This is a genomic window from Aquibacillus rhizosphaerae, assembly GCF_030282825.1.
Lineage (GTDB): Bacteria > Bacillota > Bacilli > Bacillales > Amphibacillaceae > Aquibacillus_C > Aquibacillus_C rhizosphaerae.
Window position 1 is genome coordinate 22,001 of the sequence record NZ_JASTZU010000040.1, and the last position, 19,095, is coordinate 41,095.

General features: G+C 39.0%; 19 protein-coding genes. All 19 read left to right on the forward strand.

Translation table 11 applies throughout. The features are described from left to right. Nucleotides 1–125 precede the first annotated feature (125 nt). The 19 genes from QQS35_RS13075 (at nucleotide 126) to rpsQ (ending at nucleotide 19,077) form a co-directional block, all read left to right on the forward strand. A complete protein-coding gene (locus QQS35_RS13075) occupies nucleotides 126–731 on the forward strand; it encodes a class I SAM-dependent methyltransferase (RefSeq protein ID WP_285932611.1) in 606 nt (201 codons plus the stop codon). Between the two features lie 505 nt (nucleotides 732–1,236). Further along, on the forward strand, nucleotides 1,237–4,788 hold the full coding sequence (gene rpoB, locus QQS35_RS13080; RefSeq protein ID WP_285932612.1) for a DNA-directed RNA polymerase subunit beta: 3,552 nt from the start codon (nucleotides 1,237–1,239) through the stop codon (nucleotides 4,786–4,788). Between the two features lie 211 nt (nucleotides 4,789–4,999). Further along, nucleotides 5,000–8,614 carry a DNA-directed RNA polymerase subunit beta' gene (rpoC, locus tag QQS35_RS13085; protein WP_285932613.1) on the forward strand — a complete coding sequence of 1,205 codons (3,615 nt, stop codon included), beginning with the start codon at nucleotides 5,000–5,002 and terminating at the stop codon, nucleotides 8,612–8,614. 157 nt (nucleotides 8,615–8,771) lie between these two features. Next, entirely contained in the window at nucleotides 8,772–9,023 is a 252-nt protein-coding gene (locus tag QQS35_RS13090) for a 50S ribosomal protein L7ae-like protein (protein WP_285932614.1), read from the forward strand. Between the two features lie 108 nt (nucleotides 9,024–9,131). Next, entirely contained in the window at nucleotides 9,132–9,545 is a 414-nt protein-coding gene (gene rpsL, locus QQS35_RS13095) for a 30S ribosomal protein S12 (RefSeq protein ID WP_259870001.1), read from the forward strand. 54 nt (nucleotides 9,546–9,599) lie between these two features. Continuing rightward, entirely contained in the window at nucleotides 9,600–10,070 is a 471-nt protein-coding gene (gene rpsG / locus QQS35_RS13100) for a 30S ribosomal protein S7 (protein WP_285932615.1), read from the forward strand. Nucleotides 10,071–10,108: 38 nt separating this feature from the next. After that, the gene (gene fusA, locus QQS35_RS13105) at nucleotides 10,109–12,187 is read left to right on the forward strand and encodes an elongation factor G (RefSeq protein WP_285932616.1); all 2,079 of its coding nucleotides are present in this window, start codon (nucleotides 10,109–10,111) and stop codon (nucleotides 12,185–12,187) included. A 127-nt stretch (nucleotides 12,188–12,314) separates the two neighbouring features. Next, nucleotides 12,315–13,505 carry an elongation factor Tu gene (tuf, locus tag QQS35_RS13110; protein WP_285932617.1) on the forward strand — a complete coding sequence of 397 codons (1,191 nt, stop codon included), beginning with the start codon at nucleotides 12,315–12,317 and terminating at the stop codon, nucleotides 13,503–13,505. 529 nt (nucleotides 13,506–14,034) lie between these two features. After that, the gene (gene rpsJ / locus QQS35_RS13115; protein ID WP_285932618.1) at nucleotides 14,035–14,343 is read left to right on the forward strand and encodes a 30S ribosomal protein S10; all 309 of its coding nucleotides are present in this window, start codon (nucleotides 14,035–14,037) and stop codon (nucleotides 14,341–14,343) included. A 32-nt stretch (nucleotides 14,344–14,375) separates the two neighbouring features. Then, nucleotides 14,376–15,005: a 50S ribosomal protein L3 gene (gene rplC, locus QQS35_RS13120; RefSeq protein WP_285932619.1), complete on the forward strand. Its 630-nt coding sequence runs from the start codon at nucleotides 14,376–14,378 to the stop codon at nucleotides 15,003–15,005. 25 nt (nucleotides 15,006–15,030) lie between these two features. Beyond that, nucleotides 15,031–15,654 (forward strand): 50S ribosomal protein L4, encoded by a 624-nt coding sequence (gene rplD / locus QQS35_RS13125; protein ID WP_285932620.1) that lies wholly within the window; start codon nucleotides 15,031–15,033, stop codon nucleotides 15,652–15,654. After that, nucleotides 15,654–15,944, forward strand: coding sequence for a 50S ribosomal protein L23 (gene rplW, locus QQS35_RS13130; protein WP_285932621.1), 291 nt, complete (start codon nucleotides 15,654–15,656; stop codon nucleotides 15,942–15,944). Before rplD ends, rplW begins: the two co-directional genes overlap by 1 nt. Nucleotides 15,945–15,975: 31 nt before the next feature. Further along, nucleotides 15,976–16,806 carry a 50S ribosomal protein L2 gene (gene rplB / locus QQS35_RS13135; protein ID WP_285932622.1) on the forward strand — a complete coding sequence of 277 codons (831 nt, stop codon included), beginning with the start codon at nucleotides 15,976–15,978 and terminating at the stop codon, nucleotides 16,804–16,806. A gap of 57 nt (nucleotides 16,807–16,863) precedes the next feature. Further along, complete coding sequence (rpsS, locus tag QQS35_RS13140; protein ID WP_285932623.1) at nucleotides 16,864–17,142, forward strand: 30S ribosomal protein S19; 279 nt, start codon at nucleotides 16,864–16,866, stop codon at nucleotides 17,140–17,142. Between the two features lie 19 nt (nucleotides 17,143–17,161). Further along, nucleotides 17,162–17,503 (forward strand): 50S ribosomal protein L22, encoded by a 342-nt coding sequence (gene rplV / locus QQS35_RS13145; protein ID WP_285932624.1) that lies wholly within the window; start codon nucleotides 17,162–17,164, stop codon nucleotides 17,501–17,503. 3 nt (nucleotides 17,504–17,506) lie between these two features. Next, nucleotides 17,507–18,148, forward strand: a complete 642-nt coding sequence (rpsC, locus tag QQS35_RS13150; RefSeq protein WP_285932625.1) for a 30S ribosomal protein S3 — start codon at nucleotides 17,507–17,509, stop codon at nucleotides 18,146–18,148. 17 nt (nucleotides 18,149–18,165) lie between these two features. Continuing rightward, on the forward strand, nucleotides 18,166–18,600 hold the full coding sequence (gene rplP / locus QQS35_RS13155) for a 50S ribosomal protein L16 (RefSeq protein ID WP_285932626.1): 435 nt from the start codon (nucleotides 18,166–18,168) through the stop codon (nucleotides 18,598–18,600). Beyond that, the gene (gene rpmC, locus QQS35_RS13160) at nucleotides 18,590–18,790 is read left to right on the forward strand and encodes a 50S ribosomal protein L29 (protein WP_017473656.1); all 201 of its coding nucleotides are present in this window, start codon (nucleotides 18,590–18,592) and stop codon (nucleotides 18,788–18,790) included. The genes rplP and rpmC overlap by 11 nt, the downstream gene beginning before the upstream one ends. Before the next feature lie 23 nt (nucleotides 18,791–18,813). Continuing rightward, nucleotides 18,814–19,077: a 30S ribosomal protein S17 gene (rpsQ, locus tag QQS35_RS13165; RefSeq protein WP_285932627.1), complete on the forward strand. Its 264-nt coding sequence runs from the start codon at nucleotides 18,814–18,816 to the stop codon at nucleotides 19,075–19,077. Nucleotides 19,078–19,095 lie beyond the last annotated feature (18 nt).

Sequence of the window (19,095 nt, forward strand, 5' to 3'; positions counted from 1 at the left end):
AATGAAAGAGCAAAGCTCGCCTGATGAAGGCGAGCTTTGCTTATATAGTTAATTCTATGAATGATTAGTAACTAAATGATTATAATACTTGTAACTTATTAATTACTAATAAAGTAGGTGCAAATGTGTCAGAGCAATACTTTTCAAAGCAACCTCAATCAAAAAGTAATCCAAAAACATGGACATTTCCTTTAAAAGGTCTCAATTTCACATTTACTACCGATCAAGGGGTTTTTTCAAAAAGTGAAGTAGATTTTGGATCTAGAACATTGATTGAAACATTTACAGAACCAACAGTTGAGGGGGACATCCTTGATCTGGGTTGTGGATATGGACCTATTGGATTATCGTTAGCAAAATCATTCCCCAATCGAAAGATAGTGTTAGCTGATGTAAATGAAAGAGCACTTTACCTAGCAGAAAAAAACGCTATACAAAACGATATACACAATGTGGAGTTAAGAGTGAGCGATCGACTGCAATCCTTCCACAACAGAACATTCTCTGCAATATTAACTAATCCTCCTATACGAGCAGGGAAGAAAATAATCTATCAAATGTTTAATGAAAGTTTTGAGGTATTAGTACCTAAAGGTGAATTATGGGTAGTTATTCAAAAGAAGCAGGGTGCGCCATCTGCTTTAAAGGAAATTGAAGAGTTGTTTGGGAATGTAGAAGTTCTGACTAAGAATAAAGGTTATTACATTATTCGTGCTATTAAAGATAAATGATTTATTGCGTAGATATTCCATATTTTAAAAATATTGACTCTCAATTTTGTTTGTGGTAGTATTGAAAAATGCCAATAGGCCAATTCGGTTGTCAAGAGGGAATTTTTATTTTCGAGTTAAAGTGTATATTTTTACTTTATTTAGGAAATAATAGTAAAATCGAACAAATGGATTTCGGTGAATAAAATAAACGCTTAAATTGTTATCTGGATATATTATTCTATTTTATAGCAGAATTGATTCCGAGGTATTTTTCCCGTTTTTTGTTTAGCTTTTTAATAACATTCGCTTTTCTAGTGAATGCAATTATATAGGCTTGTGAACAATGAGTTTCGCAAGTTTGTTCGGTATGTGTACCGAACATGGCACTTATTAAATTATACATTGTCCTTTTTTAAAGTCAATAATAGATGATGAAAAAAACATGTATATGTGTAAGTGTTAGAGAGTTTACTAAAAGGATTTTTTAGTAAGGTTTTTTGTTTCTTTATTCTTGATTTGAGGGGTGAATCAGTTGACAGGTCAACTAGTTCAGTATGGACGACACCGCCAACGCAGAAGTTATGCACGCATTAGTGAAGTACTAGAATTACCGAATCTTATCGAGATTCAAACCGCTTCCTATGAATGGTTTTTAGAGGAAGGTTTGAGAGAAATGTTCCAGGATATTTCTCCAATTGAAGACTTTGCGGGTAATTTGTCACTTGAGTTTGTAGATTACAATCTTGGTGAGCCAAAATATCCTGTAGATGAGTCGAAAGAAAGAGATGTTACTTATAACGCTCCACTTCGTGTTAAAGTCCGTTTGTTAAATAATGAAACGGGAGAAGTGAAAGAGCAAGAAGTATTCATGGGTGATTTTCCACTGATGACTGATACGGGTACTTTTGTTATTAATGGCGCAGAACGTGTTATTGTATCTCAGTTAGTTAGGTCGCCGAGTGTTTATTTTAGTAAGAAGTACGATAAAAATGGAAAAAGAGGCTACACCGCTACGGTTATTCCAAATCGTGGTGCATGGCTAGAATTTGAAACAGATGCCAAAGATGTAGTTCATGTCCGTATAGATCGTACACGTAAACTACCAATCACTGTTCTCTTACGAGCGTTAGGTTTTAGTAATGATCAAGAAATTATTGATCTACTTGGTGAGAATGAATACTTAAAAAATACGCTTGAGAAAGATAATACTGAAACAAGTGAGAAAGCTTTACTTGAAATTTATGAGCGTCTCCGCCCTGGTGAACCACCAACAGTAGAGAATGCTAAAAGTTTACTTGTATCTCGCTTTTTCGATCCAAAGCGTTACGACCTTGCACATGTAGGTCGGTATAAAATGAACAAAAAACTACACATAAAAAACCGTTTATTTAATCAAGTTCTAGCTGAAACGCTTGCTGATCCTGAAACAGGTGAAGTGATTGCCCAAAAGGGTGATAAGCTAGATCGTCGTTTATTAGACAAAGTAGTTCCTTATTTAGAAGCCGAAGAAGATAAGTTTGGAGAGGCAATGATAGAGCCTCATGAAGGGGTTTTAAAAGAACCTATTAAAATCCAATCGATTAAAATAATTGATCCGACAGACCCAGAAGGGGAAAGAACTTTAAATGTTATAGGTAATGCTAATGTTGATACTGGAGTTAAAAACATTGCCCCATCAGATATATTAGCAGCAATTAGTTATTTCTTTAATATCTTACATCAGGTCGGTGATACAGACGATATTGATCATCTAGGTAACCGTCGTCTTCGTTCTGTTGGTGAACTATTACAGAACCAATTTAGAATAGGTTTATCTAGAATGGAGCGTGTTGTTCGTGAAAGAATGTCGATTCAGGACACATCTTCCATCACACCACAGCAGCTAATTAATATTCGTCCAGTAATAGCATCAATTAAAGAGTTTTTTGGAAGTTCACAATTATCACAGTTTATGGATCAAACCAATCCACTAGCTGAGTTAACGCATAAGCGTCGTTTATCTGCGCTTGGACCAGGTGGTTTAACGCGTGAACGAGCAGGTTTTGAAGTTCGTGACGTACACTATTCGCATTATGGTCGTATGTGTCCGATTGAAACACCAGAAGGACCAAACATTGGTTTGATAAACTCATTGTCATCCTATGCAAAGGTTAATAAGTTTGGGTTTATTGAAACACCTTACCGACGTGTTGACCCTGAAACTGGTAAAGTTACCGATCGCTATGATTATTTAACTGCTGATGAGGAAGATAATTACGTCGTAGCACAGGCTAATGCCCGTTTAGCAGAAGATGGTTCATTTGTTGATGATGAAGTTATTGCTCGTTTCCGCGGGGAAAACACTATTGTTAGCAGAGATCGTATTGATTACATGGATGTTTCGCCTAAACAGGTTGTCTCTGCTGCGACAGCTTGTATCCCATTCCTTGAGAACGATGACTCTAACCGTGCGCTTATGGGTGCGAACATGCAACGTCAAGCTGTACCGTTGTTGCAACCTAGATCACCAATTGTTGGTACCGGAATGGAGTACGTATCTGGTAAAGACTCTGGTGCGGCGGTTATTAATATGCATGACGGAATTATCGAACGAGTTGAATCGAAAGAAATCCATGTTCGTCGTGTTTCTGATGTTGATGGGAATGAAGTCAAAGGTGATTTAGATCGTTATCGCCTTCAGAAATTCATTCGTTCCAACCAAGGAACATGTTATAACCAAAAACCAATTGTAAGTCTAGGCGACAGGGTTGTTAAAGGCGAGATCCTTGCAGATGGACCATCAATGGAAGATGGTGAGCTAGCTCTTGGGCAAAATGTTCTTGTTGGCTTTATGACATGGGAAGGTTACAACTATGAAGATGCGATTATTATGAGTGAAAGACTTGTAAAAGACGATGTGTACACATCTATTCACATTGAAGAGTATGAGTCAGAAGCTCGTGATACAAAGTTAGGACCAGAAGAAATCACAAGAGATATCCCGAATGTAGGGGAAGACGCATTGCGTAATCTTGATGAACGTGGGATTATTCGAGTCGGTGCAGAAGTTAGTGATGGTGATTTACTAGTAGGTAAAGTAACACCTAAGGGTGTAACGGAACTTTCTGCTGAAGAACGCTTGCTCCATGCCATTTTTGGAGAGAAAGCAAGAGAAGTAAGAGATACTTCCTTGCGTGTACCGCATGGTGCTGGCGGAATCGTACTTGATGTAAAAATCTTTAATCGTGAAGATGGCGATGAATTACCACCGGGTGTTAACCAGCTAGTTCGTGCTTATATTGTTCAGAAGCGTAAAATTTCTGAAGGTGATAAAATGGCCGGACGTCACGGTAACAAAGGTGTAATATCTAAGATTTTACCTGAAGAGGATATGCCGTTTTTACCAGATGGAACACCAATTGACATTATGCTTAATCCGTTAGGTGTACCATCTCGTATGAATATCGGACAGGTGCTGGAGTTGCACTTAGGGATGGCAGCTAGACAATTAGGAATTCACGTTGCTTCACCAGTATTTGATGGAGCGCGAGAAGAAGATGTTTGGGAAACAATACAAGAAGCTGGTATGGCTAGAGATGCTAAAACTGTACTTTATGACGGGAGATCCGGAGAACCGTTTGATAACCGGGTATCTGTCGGAGTAATGTATATGATTAAACTTGCGCACATGGTAGACGATAAGCTTCACGCTCGTTCTACTGGACCGTACTCTTTAGTAACACAACAACCACTTGGTGGTAAGGCGCAGTTTGGTGGACAACGTTTTGGTGAGATGGAGGTATGGGCACTAGAAGCTTATGGTGCAGCTTATACCCTGCAAGAAATCTTAACGGTGAAGTCAGATGATGTTGTAGGTCGTGTGAAAACATATGAAGCAATTGTTAAAGGTGATAATGTACCAGAGCCTGGTATTCCTGAGTCATTTAAAGTATTAATTAAGGAATTACAGAGTTTAGGTATGGACGTGAAAATGCTTTCGAGTGATGAACAAGAAATTGAATTGCGTGACGTCGAAGAAGATGATACGCAATCTGCAGATAAATTCAACCTAGAAGTTGAAGAAAACAAAGTTTAAATAGTGTATTTAAAAAGGCCGATAATAAGGACCGGAAGTTCAAGGGCAGCTGTTGTTCGTATAATGGAGCGTATGATAATACGTAAATAAACGAAAGTAAGCTAACTAAAGAAATTCAACGCGTGCCCTTATTATCGGACTTTTGAACAAATGCTAAAATAATTGTTCGTGCTTAGGGTAAAACCTGGAGACTAAAAGGGAGGTAGGCCCCTTGTTAGATGTAAATAATTTTGAATTTATGAAAATAGGTTTGGCGTCACCGGATAAGATACGTTCTTGGTCTTTCGGTGAAGTGAAAAAGCCAGAAACAATTAACTATCGAACACTAAAGCCAGAAAAAGATGGACTGTTTTGTGAACGTATATTTGGCCCGCAAAAAGATTGGGAATGTCACTGTGGAAAATATAAGCGTGTTCGTTATAAGGGTGTAGTTTGTGATCGTTGTGGTGTAGAGGTAACGAAAGCTAAGGTTCGTCGTGAACGAATGGGACATATCGAATTAGCTGCACCAGTTTCTCATATTTGGTATTTTAAAGGTATCCCAAGTCGTATGGGCTTAGTGTTAGATATGTCACCAAGAGCCCTTGAGGAAGTTATTTATTTTGCTGCTTATATTGTCACGGATTCAGGTGATACAGCATTAGAAAAGAAACAATTACTTTCTGAAAAAGAGTATCGTGCTTATAGAGATAAGTATGGAAAATCTTTTCAGGCTGCGATGGGTGCCGAAGCAATTAAAAAAATACTACATGATATTGACTTAGATAAAGAAGTAGATTTATTAAGAGAAGAATTAAAGACAGCACAAGGACAGCGCAGAACACGTGCAATTAAACGTTTAGAAGTACTAGAAGCATTTCGTAACTCAGGAAATGCGCCTTCATGGATGATTTTGGATGTACTGCCGATTATCCCGCCAGAACTAAGACCGATGGTGCAATTAGATGGTGGACGTTTTGCAACTTCAGATTTAAACGATTTATATCGTCGTGTTATTAACCGCAATAATCGTTTGAAGCGTTTATTAGATCTTGGTGCTCCAAGTATTATTGTTCAAAACGAAAAACGTATGCTTCAAGAAGCTGTAGATGCATTGATTGATAACGGCCGTCGTGGTCGTCCAGTAACTGGACCGGGTAATCGTCCACTTAAATCTTTATCGCATATGCTTAAAGGTAAACAGGGGCGTTTCCGTCAAAACTTACTAGGAAAGCGTGTTGACTATTCAGGTCGTTCCGTAATTGTTGTAGGACCGCATTTAAAGATGTATCAATGTGGACTACCAAAAGAAATGGCTGTGGAATTATTTAAACCATTTATTATGAAAGAACTAGTAGAAAAAGGACTCGCACATAATATTAAGTCTGCCAAACGTAAGATTGAACGCTTACACCCAGAAGTGTGGGATGTTTTGGAAGAAGTGATAGAAGAGCACCCAGTTCTATTGAACCGCGCACCTACACTTCACAGGCTAGGTATTCAAGCGTTTGAGCCTACATTAGTAGAAGGGCGTGCAATTCGTTTGCATCCATTAGTTTGTACAGCGTATAACGCTGACTTTGATGGTGATCAAATGGCTGTTCACGTACCACTTTCTGCAGAAGCACAAGCAGAAGCACGTATATTAATGCTTGCTGCACAAAATATTTTAAACCCGAAAGATGGTAAACCTGTTGTTACTCCATCACAGGATATGGTTCTAGGTAACTACTATGTGACGATGGAACGTGCAGAAGCTGTCGGTGAAGGTATGGTATTTAAAGATTTGAGTGAAGCATTAATTGCTTATCAGAGTGGCTATGTTCACTTGCATACAAGAATTGCAGTGCAGGCTTCATCGCTAGGTAAACAAAACTTTACCGAAGAGCAGAGCCAACAATTACTGTTAACTACTGTAGGTAAATTGATATTTAATGATATGTTACCAACATCATTCCCTTATATGAATGAACCAACTCAATTCAATCTTGAAGTTCGTACTCCTGAAAAGTATTTTGTTGAAAAGGGAGCGAATATTAAAGAGGTTGTTAAAGAACGAGAGGTCATTTTACCTTTCAAAAAAGGTATACTAGGGGATATTATCGCAGAAGTATTTAAACGATTTAAAATAAGTGAAACGTCCAAGATGTTAGACCGTATGAAAGATTTAGGGTTCAAATATTCTACTAAAGCCGGAATCACAGTAGGTGTTTCTGACATCGTTGTATTAGCTGAAAAGCAAGAAATCTTGGAAGAAGCACAAGAAAAAGTAGATAAAGTCCTTAAACAATTCCGTAGAGGTCTAATAACTGATGAAGAAAGATATGATCGAGTCATTTCTATATGGTCTCAGGCTAAAGATGTCATTCAAGAAAAATTAATGAAGACATTAAACCCTAGAAACCCTATCTTTATGATGAGTGATTCTGGAGCGCGTGGTAATGCTTCCAACTTTACGCAACTTGCTGGTATGCGTGGATTGATGGCTAACCCGGCTGGACGTATTATCGAATTACCGATTAAATCCAGTTTCCGTGAAGGTTTAACCGTATTAGAGTACTTTATTTCTACTCACGGTGCTCGTAAAGGTCTAGCTGATACCGCACTTAAGACAGCTGACTCAGGTTACTTAACTCGTCGACTTGTTGATGTTGCTCAAGATGTTATTATTCGCGAAGAAGACTGCGGAACCGATAGAGGATTAACAGTTCAAGCTATTACTGAAGGTACAGAACTAATCGAACCGTTAATTGATCGATTAATTGGTAGAACAGCATTCCAAGTTGTACGTCATCCAGAATCGGATGAGGTCCTTGTAAGCAAAGATGAAGTGATTGCCGAAGATGTCGCTAAGCAAATTGTTGAAGCAGGTATTGAAAAAGTACTAATACGTACGGTCTTTACATGTAATACAAAACATGGTGCTTGTAAAAAGTGTTATGGTCGTAACTTAGCAACAGGTGAAGAAGTAGAAGTTGGCGAAGCAGTTGGTATTATTGCAGCACAATCAATTGGGGAGCCGGGTACACAGCTTACCATGCGTACTTTCCATACTGGTGGTGTGGCAGGTAGTGATATCACACAAGGTCTACCGCGTATTCAGGAGATCTTTGAGGCGCGTCATCCTAAAGGGCAAGCTGTTATTTCAGAACTACATGGTATAGTTCAAGATATAAATGAGGTTAAAGATAAGCAAGAAATCGTTGTTCAAGGTGAAGTAGAAACTAGGTCATACACTGCGCCTTACGGAGCGCGTGTTAAGGTGGTAATTGGAGATCAAGTAGTTGCAGGTCAAGCGTTGACTGAAGGGTCAATTGATCCTAAAGAACTACTTAAAATTCAAGGTATTGATGGTGTTCAATCATACTTGCTTAAAGAAGTACAAAAAGTTTACCGAATGCAAGGTGTTGAAATTGGTGATAAACACGTAGAGGTTATGGTAAGACAGATGCTCAGAAAAGTGCGTGTTGCAGATGCTGGAGATACGGAAGTATTGCCAGGTTCATTGCTTGAAATTCACCAATTTAAAGATGCAAACCAAAAAGTGTTGCATGATGGTAATCAACCTGCAGTTGGTAGACCGGTACTATTAGGTATTACAAAAGCATCACTTGAAACAGACTCATTCTTATCAGCAGCGTCATTCCAGGAAACGACGCGTGTCTTAACTGATGCCGCTATAAAAGGTAAACGTGATGAGTTATTAGGACTAAAAGAAAATGTTATTATCGGTAAGCTAGTACCAGCAGGTACAGGAATGCAAAAGTATCGGAAAATAACAGCAGAAACAGAAGAAGTTATTGAACCAGTAACAGAAGAACAAATTAGCGAAGAAGTCACACATTAATGATTTTTATGGAAAAAACAAGGTAGACGATAGGGAGCTTCCTTTAGTATAGTGTTTCCTTTATAAAGACTATAATTTATAGTTGACATTAAAATTATAGAGTGATACTATATTCAAGGTGCTTCCGTTATTCCTTGTTGCTTTGGAGGATATGATAATGTCTTATGAAAAAGTAGCACAGGTTAGAACCGGTTTGATTATCGGAACTAAACAGACGATAAAAGCCATAAAAAATGGTGAAGCTAATGAAGTTGTTATTGCTGATGATGCTGATCAACACATAACAAGCAAAGTGTCGCGTCTTGCAGAAGAATTAAATATCCCGTGTTATCGAGTTGATTCTATGAAAAAACTAGGTAAAGCATGTGGCATAGATGTAGGTACAGCGACGGTGGCGATAAAGCAATAAAGTTTTAGTTTTGGTGGGGTAAAAACCACGAAGGCTTTGTTTTTTGCTTAAATATGAACCACCTGGATATGTGGTATTACATTTCAATAGTTGAAAGGAGGAAAAAACATGCCTACAATTAATCAATTAGTACGTAAAGGCCGTGTGAGCAAAGGCAGAAAGTCTGACTCACCTGCACTTAATAAAGGATACAACAGCTTCAAAAAATCATTGACTAACCAATCATCTCCACAAAAACGTGGTGTTTGTACACGTGTTGGTACATTGACTCCGAAGAAACCAAACTCTGCATTACGTAAATATGCTCGTGTGCGTTTGACTAACGGAATTGAAGTTACAGCTTACATCCCAGGAATTGGACACAACCTTCAAGAGCACAGTGTTGTGTTAATCCGTGGTGGACGTGTAAAAGACTTACCAGGTGTGCGTTATCATATCGTGCGTGGAGCTCTTGATACGGCTGGTGTTGAAGGACGTGCGCAAGGACGTTCTAAATACGGAACTAAAAGACCTAAGAAATAAGTGAACTTTAGCTTATGAAAAATAAAACAACAAACAAGGAAGGAGGGGAGACATATGCCTCGTAAAGGACCAGTACCAAAGCGTGATGTCTTACCAGATCCGTTACACAATTCAAAATTAGTAACTCGCTTGATCAACCAAATTATGGTTGACGGCAAGAGAGGTACTGCACAAAAGATTCTTTATAGAGCTTTTGAACTAGTACAAGAGCGTAGTGGTCAAAATTCTATCGAAGTATTTGAACAAGCAATGAAAAACGTAATGCCTGTACTTGAAGTGCGTGCACGTCGTGTTGGTGGTTCAAACTACCAAGTACCAGTTGAAGTACGTCCAGAACGTCGTCAAGCATTAGGTCTTCGTTACATTGTTAACTACTCTCGCTTACGCGGAGAAAAAACAATGGAAGAGCGTCTTGCGAATGAAATTTTAGATGCGTCAAACAATACTGGAGCATCAGTTAAGAAAAGAGAAGAAATGCACAAAATGGCAGAAGCAAACAAAGCATTTGCTCATTACCGCTGGTAGAAACAAACTAATTTATTTATTAGGAAGGAGAAATATTCATGCCTAGAGAGTTCTCCTTGGAGAAGACACGTAATATCGGCATAATGGCTCACATTGATGCTGGTAAAACAACAGCAACCGAGCGTATTCTTTTCTACACAGGACGGATCCATAAAATTGGAGAAACACACGAAGGTGCTTCTCAAATGGACTGGATGGAGCAGGAACAAGAGCGTGGTATTACAATTACTTCAGCTGCAACAACTGCTCAATGGAAAGGTCACCGTATTAACATTATTGACACACCAGGGCACGTTGATTTCACAGTTGAGGTAGAACGTTCCCTACGTGTACTTGATGGTTCGGTAGCAGTACTTGATGCACAGTCAGGTGTGGAGCCGCAAACAGAAACTGTTTGGCGCCAAGCTACTACTTATGGTGTACCTCGGATTGTATTTGTTAACAAAATGGATAAAATCGGTGCAGATTTCTTGTATTCGGTTGGTACATTGGAAGACCGTTTAGGTGCCAATGCGCATCCAGTACAACTTCCAATTGGTGCTGAAGATGATTTTGAAGGTATCATCGACTTAATTAACATGGAAGCACACTACTATTTAGATGATCAAGGTACTCGAACTGAAGCTCGTCCGATTCCTGACGAATACAAAGAACAAGCTGAAGAATACCGTACTAAATTAGTAGAAGGTGTAGCCGAACTTGATGAAGATTTAATGATGAGATACCTAGAAGGGGAAGAAATTTCTAACGATGAACTAAGAGCAGCTGTTCGTGCAGCAACTCTAACTGTTGAATTCTACCCTGTGTTTTGTGGATCTGCTTTCAAAAATAAAGGTGTACAGTTATTAATTGATGGAGTTATAGATTACTTACCAGCTCCAACAGATGTACCACCAATTGAAGGTCACATTCCAGAAACTGAAGAAAAAGTTGTACGTAAACCGGACGACAGCGAGCCATTCTCAGCATTGGCATTTAAAGTTGCAACGGATCCTTTCGTAGGTAAACTTACCTTCTTCCGTGTGTATTCTGGAACACTTAACTCTGGATCTTATGTTAAAAACTCTACGAAAGATAAACGTGAACGTGTAGGTCGTATTCTACAAATGCACGCTAACTCTCGTGAAGAAATATCTGCTGTATATGCTGGTGATATTGCTGGTGCAGTAGGTTTAAAAGATACTAGTACAGGTGACACTCTTTGTGATGAGAAGAGCCTAGTAATTCTAGAATCTATGGAATTCCCAGAACCAGTAATTTCTGTAGCTATTGAACCTAAATCAAAAGCAGACCAAGATAAAATGTCTGTCGCTTTAGGTAAACTTGCTGAGGAAGATCCAACATTTAAAACAGAAACAAACACTGAAACTGGTCAGACAATTATCTCTGGTATGGGTGAACTTCACCTAGATATCATTGTAGATCGTATGAAGCGTGAATTTAAAGTGGAAGCGAATGTAGGTGCTCCTCAAGTATCTTATCGTGAAACTTTCCGTGGATCTGCTGAAGTTGAAGGTAAATTTGTCCGCCAATCAGGTGGTCGTGGACAGTTCGGACACGTTTGGGTTAAATTTGAACCAAATGAAGAAGGCGCTGGTTACGAGTTTGTAAATAAAATTGTTGGTGGTTCAGTACCACGTGAATACATTCCATCTGTTGAAGCTGGTATAAAAGAATCCATGCAAAATGGTGTAATCGCAGGGTATCCACTAATTGATGTGAAAGCCACATTATACGATGGAAGCTATCATGACGTTGACTCTAACGAAATGGCATTTAAAGTTGCAGCATCAATGGCACTTAAAGCTGCCAAAAACAAGTGTCAACCGGTTCTTCTAGAGCCAATGATGAAAGTGGAAGTTGTTATCCCAGAAGAATACATGGGAGACATTATGGGTGACGTAACATCTCGTCGTGGTCGCGTAGAAGGTATGGAAGCTCGTGGAACTGCTCAAGTTGTAAAAGCATTTGTACCACTAGCTGAAATGTTTGGATATGCAACTGCACTACGTTCTAACACACAAGGACGTGGAACTTATACAATGCACTTTGATCACTATGAAGAAACTCCAAAGAGCATTACAGAAGAAATTGTTAAGAAAAATGCTGGTGAATAATTGATTTTTTCGGATTCATCAGGTATAACTTGTATTGTAAGCTTAGAAACAACACATTCAGTTGTTTCTAAGTCACATACATTTAATATAAAATAAACACTTTTATTTACTTAAGGAGGAAATATAAATGGGTAAAGAGAAATTTGACCGGTCCAAAGACCACGTAAATATTGGTACAATTGGACACGTAGACCATGGTAAAACAACTTTAACTGCAGCTATCACTACTGTACTTTTCAATAAGTATGGCAGAGGTGAAGCACGTGCATATGATCAAATCGATGGTGCTCCAGAAGAAAGAGAACGTGGAATCACAATCTCTACAGCACACGTTGAGTATGAAACTGACAACCGTCACTATGCTCACGTTGACTGTCCAGGACACGCTGACTATGTTAAAAACATGATCACTGGTGCTGCACAAATGGACGGAGCTATTTTAGTAGTATCTGCTGCTGATGGCCCAATGCCACAAACTCGTGAGCACATTCTTCTTTCTCGTCAAGTAGGTGTACCTGCAATTGTTGTATTCTTAAACAAATGTGACATGGTAGATGACGAAGAACTTCTTGAACTTGTAGAAATGGAAGTTCGTGACCTTCTTTCTGAGTATGACTTCCCTGGGGATGACGTACCAGTAATTAAAGGTTCTGCTCTTAAAGCACTTGAAGGCGAAGAGCAATATGTTAATGCTATCTATGACCTAATGAATGCAGTTGACGAATATATTCCAAGACCTGACCGCGATACTGAAAAACCATTCATGATGCCAGTTGAGGATGTATTCTCAATCACTGGTCGTGGTACTGTTGCTACAGGACGTGTTGAGCGTGGTGTAGTTAAAGTTGGAGATGAGATTGATATTATCGGTCTTACTGAGGCTCCTAAGAAAACAGTTGTTACTGGTGTTGAAATGTTCCGTAAACTTCTTGACTATGCAGAAGCTGGGGATAACATTGGTGCATTACTACGTGGTGTATCTCGTGATGATATCACTCGTGGACAAGTGCTTGCTAAGCCAGGTACAATTACTCCACATACAAAGTTTAAAGCAGAAGTTTATGTGCTATCTAAAGAAGAAGGTGGACGTCATACTCCATTCTTCGGTAACTACCGTCCTCAGTTCTACTTCCGTACAACGGATGTAACTGGTGTAGTTAATCTTCCTGAAGGCGTAGAAATGGTAATGCCTGGTGATAACGTAGAAATGACAGTAGATCTTATTTCTCCAATCGCAATCGAAGATGGAACAAAGTTCTCTATTCGTGAAGGTGGACGTACAGTAGGCGCTGGCGTTGTTGCTACAATTACTGAATAATTATCATTAAAAAAACAGACAACGATTTTATCGTTGTCTGTTTTTATGTTTGAAGGGTTAACAGGGTGTCAATTTTTTGGCTAAGAAAAATAAAAGTTTTAAGATGTTTAGCTCAAGCGCTTTTTTTATTTAAAGTAGATGCCCTTGATACCTATACTACAATAAATAAATCGGATTAGTTTTGAATGGAGATAAATACACTTTTTTGTTCTCAAACTTATCATCAATTATAATAAAACATAGTGTTCAGTAAGGTTCGCATGAAAATGGTAAATTTTAAAAAAGAATAATAATGGCTTGAAATCATGGGTGTAGGTCATGTATAATACGAGAAGTGCAATAAAATAATTATACATTGTAATTAATGGTTGCAATACCGACAGAAATTCTATATAATGTTTAATGTTGGTCACAAAAGGCGATGATGCGGAAGGTTGTTGGCACACCCGGCCCCTTTGCCATGGCGGGGTGCTAAGGAATTTTCGCGGAGAATGTCTATTAATAAAATGGGCGAAAAGGAGGGAAAATAATGGCAAAAGAAAAGATTAGAATTCGTTTAAAAGCGTATGATCACCGTATTCTAGATCAATCAGCTGAGAAGATTGTAGACACAGCGAAACGTTCAGGTGCAAGTGTTTCTGGACCAATACCGTTGCCTACAGAAAAAGCTATATATACAGTTTTACGTGCGGTGCATAAATACAAGGATTCTCGTGAGCAATTCGAGATGCGCACACATAAACGTCTTATCGACATAGTTAGTCCAACACCACAAACAGTCGATTCACTAATGCGTCTTGACTTACCATCTGGTGTGGATATTGAAATTAAACTATAATATAAAAATTATTATTTTAGGAGGTGTGACGGATGACGAAAGGAATCTTAGGTCGCAAAGTCGGCATGACTCAACTCTTTTCAGAAGGTGGCGAGTTAATACCGGTAACAGTTATAGAAGCAGAACCTAACGTAGTTCTTCAAAAAAGAACAACTGAAAATGACGGTTATGAAGCCGTTCAACTAGGTTTTGCTGACAAAAAAGAATCTCGTACTAACAAGCCAGCTAAGGGCCATGCTGAAAAAGCAAACACTAACCCTAAGCGCTTCATTCGTGAATTCCGTAACGCGAAACTTGATGAATATGAAGTAGGTCAAGAAATAAGCGTAGAGGTTTTTCAAGCTGGAGACATGATTGATGTAACTGGTGTTTCTAAAGGTAAAGGTTTCCAAGGGTCAATCAAACGACACAACCAATCTCGTGGACCAATGTCTCACGGTTCTCGTTACCACAGAAGACCAGGTTCGATGGGTGTTATTGATCCAATGCGAGTATTTAAAGGTAAAAATCTTCCAGGACAAATGGGTGGAGAACAAGTAACGGTTCAAAACCTTGAAGTTATTAAAGTGGATGCTGAACGCAACATTCTATTAATAAAAGGTAATGTTCCTGGTGCAAAAAAATCATTCGTTAAAATTACGGGTGCAATAAAGGCTAACTAATCACAAGTTGAAGGGAGGATATGTCATGCCTAAAGTAGCACTATATAACCAAAGCGGATCGCAAGTTGGTGATGTTGAATTAAATGATGCTGTATTTGGAATTGAACCAAATGAGCATGTATTACACGATGCAGTTGTAATGCAACGCGCATCTTTACGTCAAGGTACGCACGCTGTAAAGAATCGTTCAGATGTACGTGGTGGCGGACGTAAACCATGGCGTCAAAAAGGTACTGGTCGTGCTCGTCAAGGTACAATTCGTGCACCACAATGGGTAGGCGGTGGAACAGTTTTCGGACCGACGCCACGTAGCTATAGCTACAAACTACCAAAGAAAGTTCGTAGATTAGCTCTTAAATCTGCTCTTTCTTCTAAAGTTATAGAAGAGAACATTGTAGTATTAGAAGGGTTAAAATTTGACGCTCCAAAAACAAAACAAGTTATAAGTCTATTGACTTCTTTAAATGTTGAGGAAAAAGCGTTAATAGTTACTGCGGATCAAGATGATGTAGTAGCACGTTCTGCTAACAATCTACCTAATGTTAAGTTTTTGACAGTAAGCGAAGTTAATGTTTTAGACTTGCTTACGCATGACAAGTTGATCTTAACAAAAGAGGCAGCTGAAAAAGCAGGGGAGGTGCTTGCATAATGAAAGATCCACGTGATATTATTAAGCGCCCTGTCATTACTGAAAACTCTGCTGACTTAATGGCTGAGAAAAAGTACACATTTGAAGTGAGTACAAAAGCTAACAAAACAGAAATTAAAGATGCTATCGAATTAATTTTTTCTGTTAAAGTAGAGCAAGTTAATACGATGAACTTAAAAGGTAAATTTAAGCGCATGGGTCGTCATGGTGGCTTTCGCCCGAATCGTAAAAAGGCAATCGTAAAGCTATCTGAAGACAGTAAAGAATTAGAATTCTTCGAAGGCGTATAAAACAAAAATAATATAAAAGGAGGGAAAACAGATGGCGATTAAGAAGTATAAACCAACCACAAATGGTCGACGTGGAATGTCAGGATCTGATTTTGCTGAAATCACAACTGATCAACCAGAAAAATCCCTACTTGCGCCACTAAGCAAACGCGGTGGACGTAATAACCAGGGTAAATTGACTGTTCGTCATCAAGGCGGTGGACACAAACGTAAATATCGTATCATCGATTTTAAACGCGATAAAGATGGAATACCAGGACGCGTTGCTACAATCGAATATGATCCAAACCGCACAGCGAATATTGCGCTAATTAACTATGCAGATGGAGAAAAGCGTTATATTCTAGCTCCAAAGGGGCTGCAAGTAGGTACTGAAATTATCTCTGGTGAAGGTGCGGATATCAAATTGGGTAATGCACTTCCACTGAAAAATATTCCAGTAGGTACTATAATTCATAACGTTGAATTAAAGCCTGGTCGCGGAGCACAGTTAGCTCGTTCAGCAGGTTCACAAGCACAAATTCTTGGTCGTGAAGATAAATATGTATTAGTTCGTTTAGCTTCAGGAGAAGTGAGATTAGTACTTGGTACTTGCCGCGCTTCGATCGGTCAAGTTGGAAACTTAGAACATGAATTAATTAACGTTGGTAAAGCAGGCCGTTCTCGTTGGAAAGGTAAACGCCCGACAGTTCGTGGTTCTGTAATGAACCCTAATGATCACCCACACGGTGGTGGTGAGGGACGCGCTCCAATCGGACGTAAATCACCAATGTCTCCATGGGGTAAACCAACACTTGGTTACAAAACACGTAAACGTAATAAAACAACTGATAAATTTATTGTACGTAAACGTAAAAAATAACGAGATTGAACGACGGGATAAGTTGCCCGTCCGCCAATCGCAAAAGGAGGTTTATGTATGGGTCGTAGCTTAAAAAAGGGACCTTTCGCAGATGATCATTTGATGAAGAAAGTTGAAAAGTTAAATGAAGATGACAAGAAACAAGTTGTTAAAACTTGGTCACGTCGTTCTACGATTTTCCCGAATTTCATAGGTCACACGATTGCAGTATATGATGGTCGTAAACATGTACCAGTCTATGTTACAGAAGATATGGTTGGACATAAGTTAGGTGAATTCGCTCCATCCCGCACGTATAGAGGGCATGCTGGCGATGACAAGAAAACAAAACGTTAAATGAGAGGAGGCACTCCTAATGCAAGCAAAAGCTGTTGCTAAAACTGTTCGTATTGCTCCTCGTAAAGTTCGGTTAGTTATAGATTTAATTCGAGGAAAGAGTGTTGGAGAAGCAATTGCAATCTTAAGACACACTCAACGTGGTGCATCACCAGTTGTAGAAAAAATATTAAATTCCGCTATTGCGAACGCAGAGCACAATTACGAAATGAATACAGATAATTTGTATGTTTCAGAAGCATTTGTAAACGAAGGCGTTACATTGAAACGTTTCCGTCCACGTGCTATGGGTCGTGCAAGCCAAATTAATAAAAGAACAAGCCACATTACAGTGGTTGTATCAGAAAAGAAGGAGGGATAATCTGTGGGTCAAAAAGTTAATCCTATAGGACTTCGTGTTGGCGTAATCCGTGATTGGGAATCAAAATGGTACGCTGGCAAAGACTATGCAGACTTACTGCATGAAGATATTAAAATTCGTGAATATCTAGAGCAACGTCTTAAAGATGCTGCTATATCAAGTATTCAAATAGAACGTGCAGCTAACCGTGTGAATATCTCTATCTCTACTGCTAAACCTGGTATGGTAATTGGTAAAGGCGGTTCAGAAGTTGAAGCTTTACGAAAGTCTCTTAATTCTTTAACTGGAAAAAGAGTTCACATTAACATCGTAGAAGTTAAAAAAGCAGATGTAGATGCGAAATTGGTTGCAGAAAATATTGCACGCCAATTAGAAAATCGTGTTTCATTCCGTCGTGCACAAAAGCAAACAATTCAAAGAGCTATGCGTGCAGGAGCTAAAGGTATTCGTACACAAGTATCAGGTCGTCTTGGTGGCGCTGATATCGCTCGTGCGGAACATTATAGTGAAGGAACTGTGCCACTACACACATTACGTGCTGATATCGATTATGGTACTGCAGAAGCAGATACTACTTATGGTAAACTAGGTGTAAAAGTGTGGATCTATCGTGGAGAGGTCCTTCCAACTAAAAACAAAAAGTAAGGAAGGGGGCAAGCATTATGTTAATGCCTAAACGTGTAAAACATCGTAAGCAACATCGTGGAAAAATGAATGGTAAAGCTAAAGGCGGTACTACAGTAGCATTTGGTGAATACGGTTTGCAAGCAGTTGATGCTTCTTGGATCACTAGTCGTCAAATTGAAGCAGCTCGTATTGCAATGACTCGTTACATGAAACGTGGCGGTAAAGTTTGGATCAAAATTTTCCCAGATAAACCATATACTGCTAAACCTCTAGAAGTTCGAATGGGTTCCGGTAAAGGTGCTCCTGAGGGATGGGTTGCAGTAGTGAAGCCAGGTAAAATAATGTTTGAAATCGCAGGTGTATCTGAAGAGGTAGCTCGTGAAGCATTGCGTCTTGCATCTCACAAACTACCGATTAAAACTAAATTTGTAAAACGCGAAGAAATTGGTGGTGAAATCAATGAAGGCTAATGAAATCAGAGAACTAACCACTGCCGAAATTGAACAAAAAGTTAAGTCATTAAAAGAAGAACTTTTCAACTTGCGTTTCCAGTTAGCTACAGGTCAATTGGAGAACACAGCACGTCTTCGTGAAGTTCGCAAATCAATTGCGCGTATGAAAACTGTTGTTCGCGAAAGAGAGCTAAGCGTAAATAACTGATAACGAGAGGAGGTTAACCTCAAATGAGTGAGCGTAATGATCGTAAGGTCTATACTGGTCGTGTAGTATCTGACAAAATGGATAAAACCATTACAGTATTAGTAGAGACGTATAAGTTCCATAAACTTTATGGAAAACGTGTAAAATACTCTAAGAAATTCAAAACTCATGATGAAAACAACCAAGCTAAAACAGGTGATGTTGTTCGTATCATGGAAACTCGTCCGCTATCAGCAACTAAGCGTTTCCGTCTAGTTGAAGTAGTAGAAGAAGCGGTAATTATTTAATAAAGTTCGCTCGGAAGC

Excerpts from the sequence above, each read along its gene's own strand:
- QQS35_RS13090 (WP_285932614.1), top strand. The coding sequence starts at position 8,772 with ATGTCTTATGAAAAAGTAGCACAGGTTAGAACCGGTTTGATTATCGGA.
- rpsL (WP_259870001.1), top strand. The coding sequence starts at position 9,132 with ATGCCTACAATTAATCAATTAGTACGTAAAGGCCGTGTGAGCAAAGGC.
- rpsG (WP_285932615.1), top strand. The coding sequence starts at position 9,600 with ATGCCTCGTAAAGGACCAGTACCAAAGCGTGATGTCTTACCAGATCCG.
- fusA (WP_285932616.1), top strand. The coding sequence starts at position 10,109 with ATGCCTAGAGAGTTCTCCTTGGAGAAGACACGTAATATCGGCATAATG.
- tuf (WP_285932617.1), top strand. The coding sequence starts at position 12,315 with ATGGGTAAAGAGAAATTTGACCGGTCCAAAGACCACGTAAATATTGGT.
- rpsJ (WP_285932618.1), top strand. The coding sequence starts at position 14,035 with ATGGCAAAAGAAAAGATTAGAATTCGTTTAAAAGCGTATGATCACCGT.
- rplC (WP_285932619.1), top strand. The coding sequence starts at position 14,376 with ATGACGAAAGGAATCTTAGGTCGCAAAGTCGGCATGACTCAACTCTTT.
- rplD (WP_285932620.1), top strand. The coding sequence starts at position 15,031 with ATGCCTAAAGTAGCACTATATAACCAAAGCGGATCGCAAGTTGGTGAT.
- rplW (WP_285932621.1), top strand. The coding sequence starts at position 15,654 with ATGAAAGATCCACGTGATATTATTAAGCGCCCTGTCATTACTGAAAAC.
- rplB (WP_285932622.1), top strand. The coding sequence starts at position 15,976 with ATGGCGATTAAGAAGTATAAACCAACCACAAATGGTCGACGTGGAATG.
- rpsS (WP_285932623.1), top strand. The coding sequence starts at position 16,864 with ATGGGTCGTAGCTTAAAAAAGGGACCTTTCGCAGATGATCATTTGATG.
- rplV (WP_285932624.1), top strand. The coding sequence starts at position 17,162 with ATGCAAGCAAAAGCTGTTGCTAAAACTGTTCGTATTGCTCCTCGTAAA.
- rplP (WP_285932626.1), top strand. The coding sequence starts at position 18,166 with ATGTTAATGCCTAAACGTGTAAAACATCGTAAGCAACATCGTGGAAAA.
- rpmC (WP_017473656.1), top strand. The coding sequence starts at position 18,590 with ATGAAGGCTAATGAAATCAGAGAACTAACCACTGCCGAAATTGAACAA.
- rpsQ (WP_285932627.1), top strand. The coding sequence starts at position 18,814 with ATGAGTGAGCGTAATGATCGTAAGGTCTATACTGGTCGTGTAGTATCT.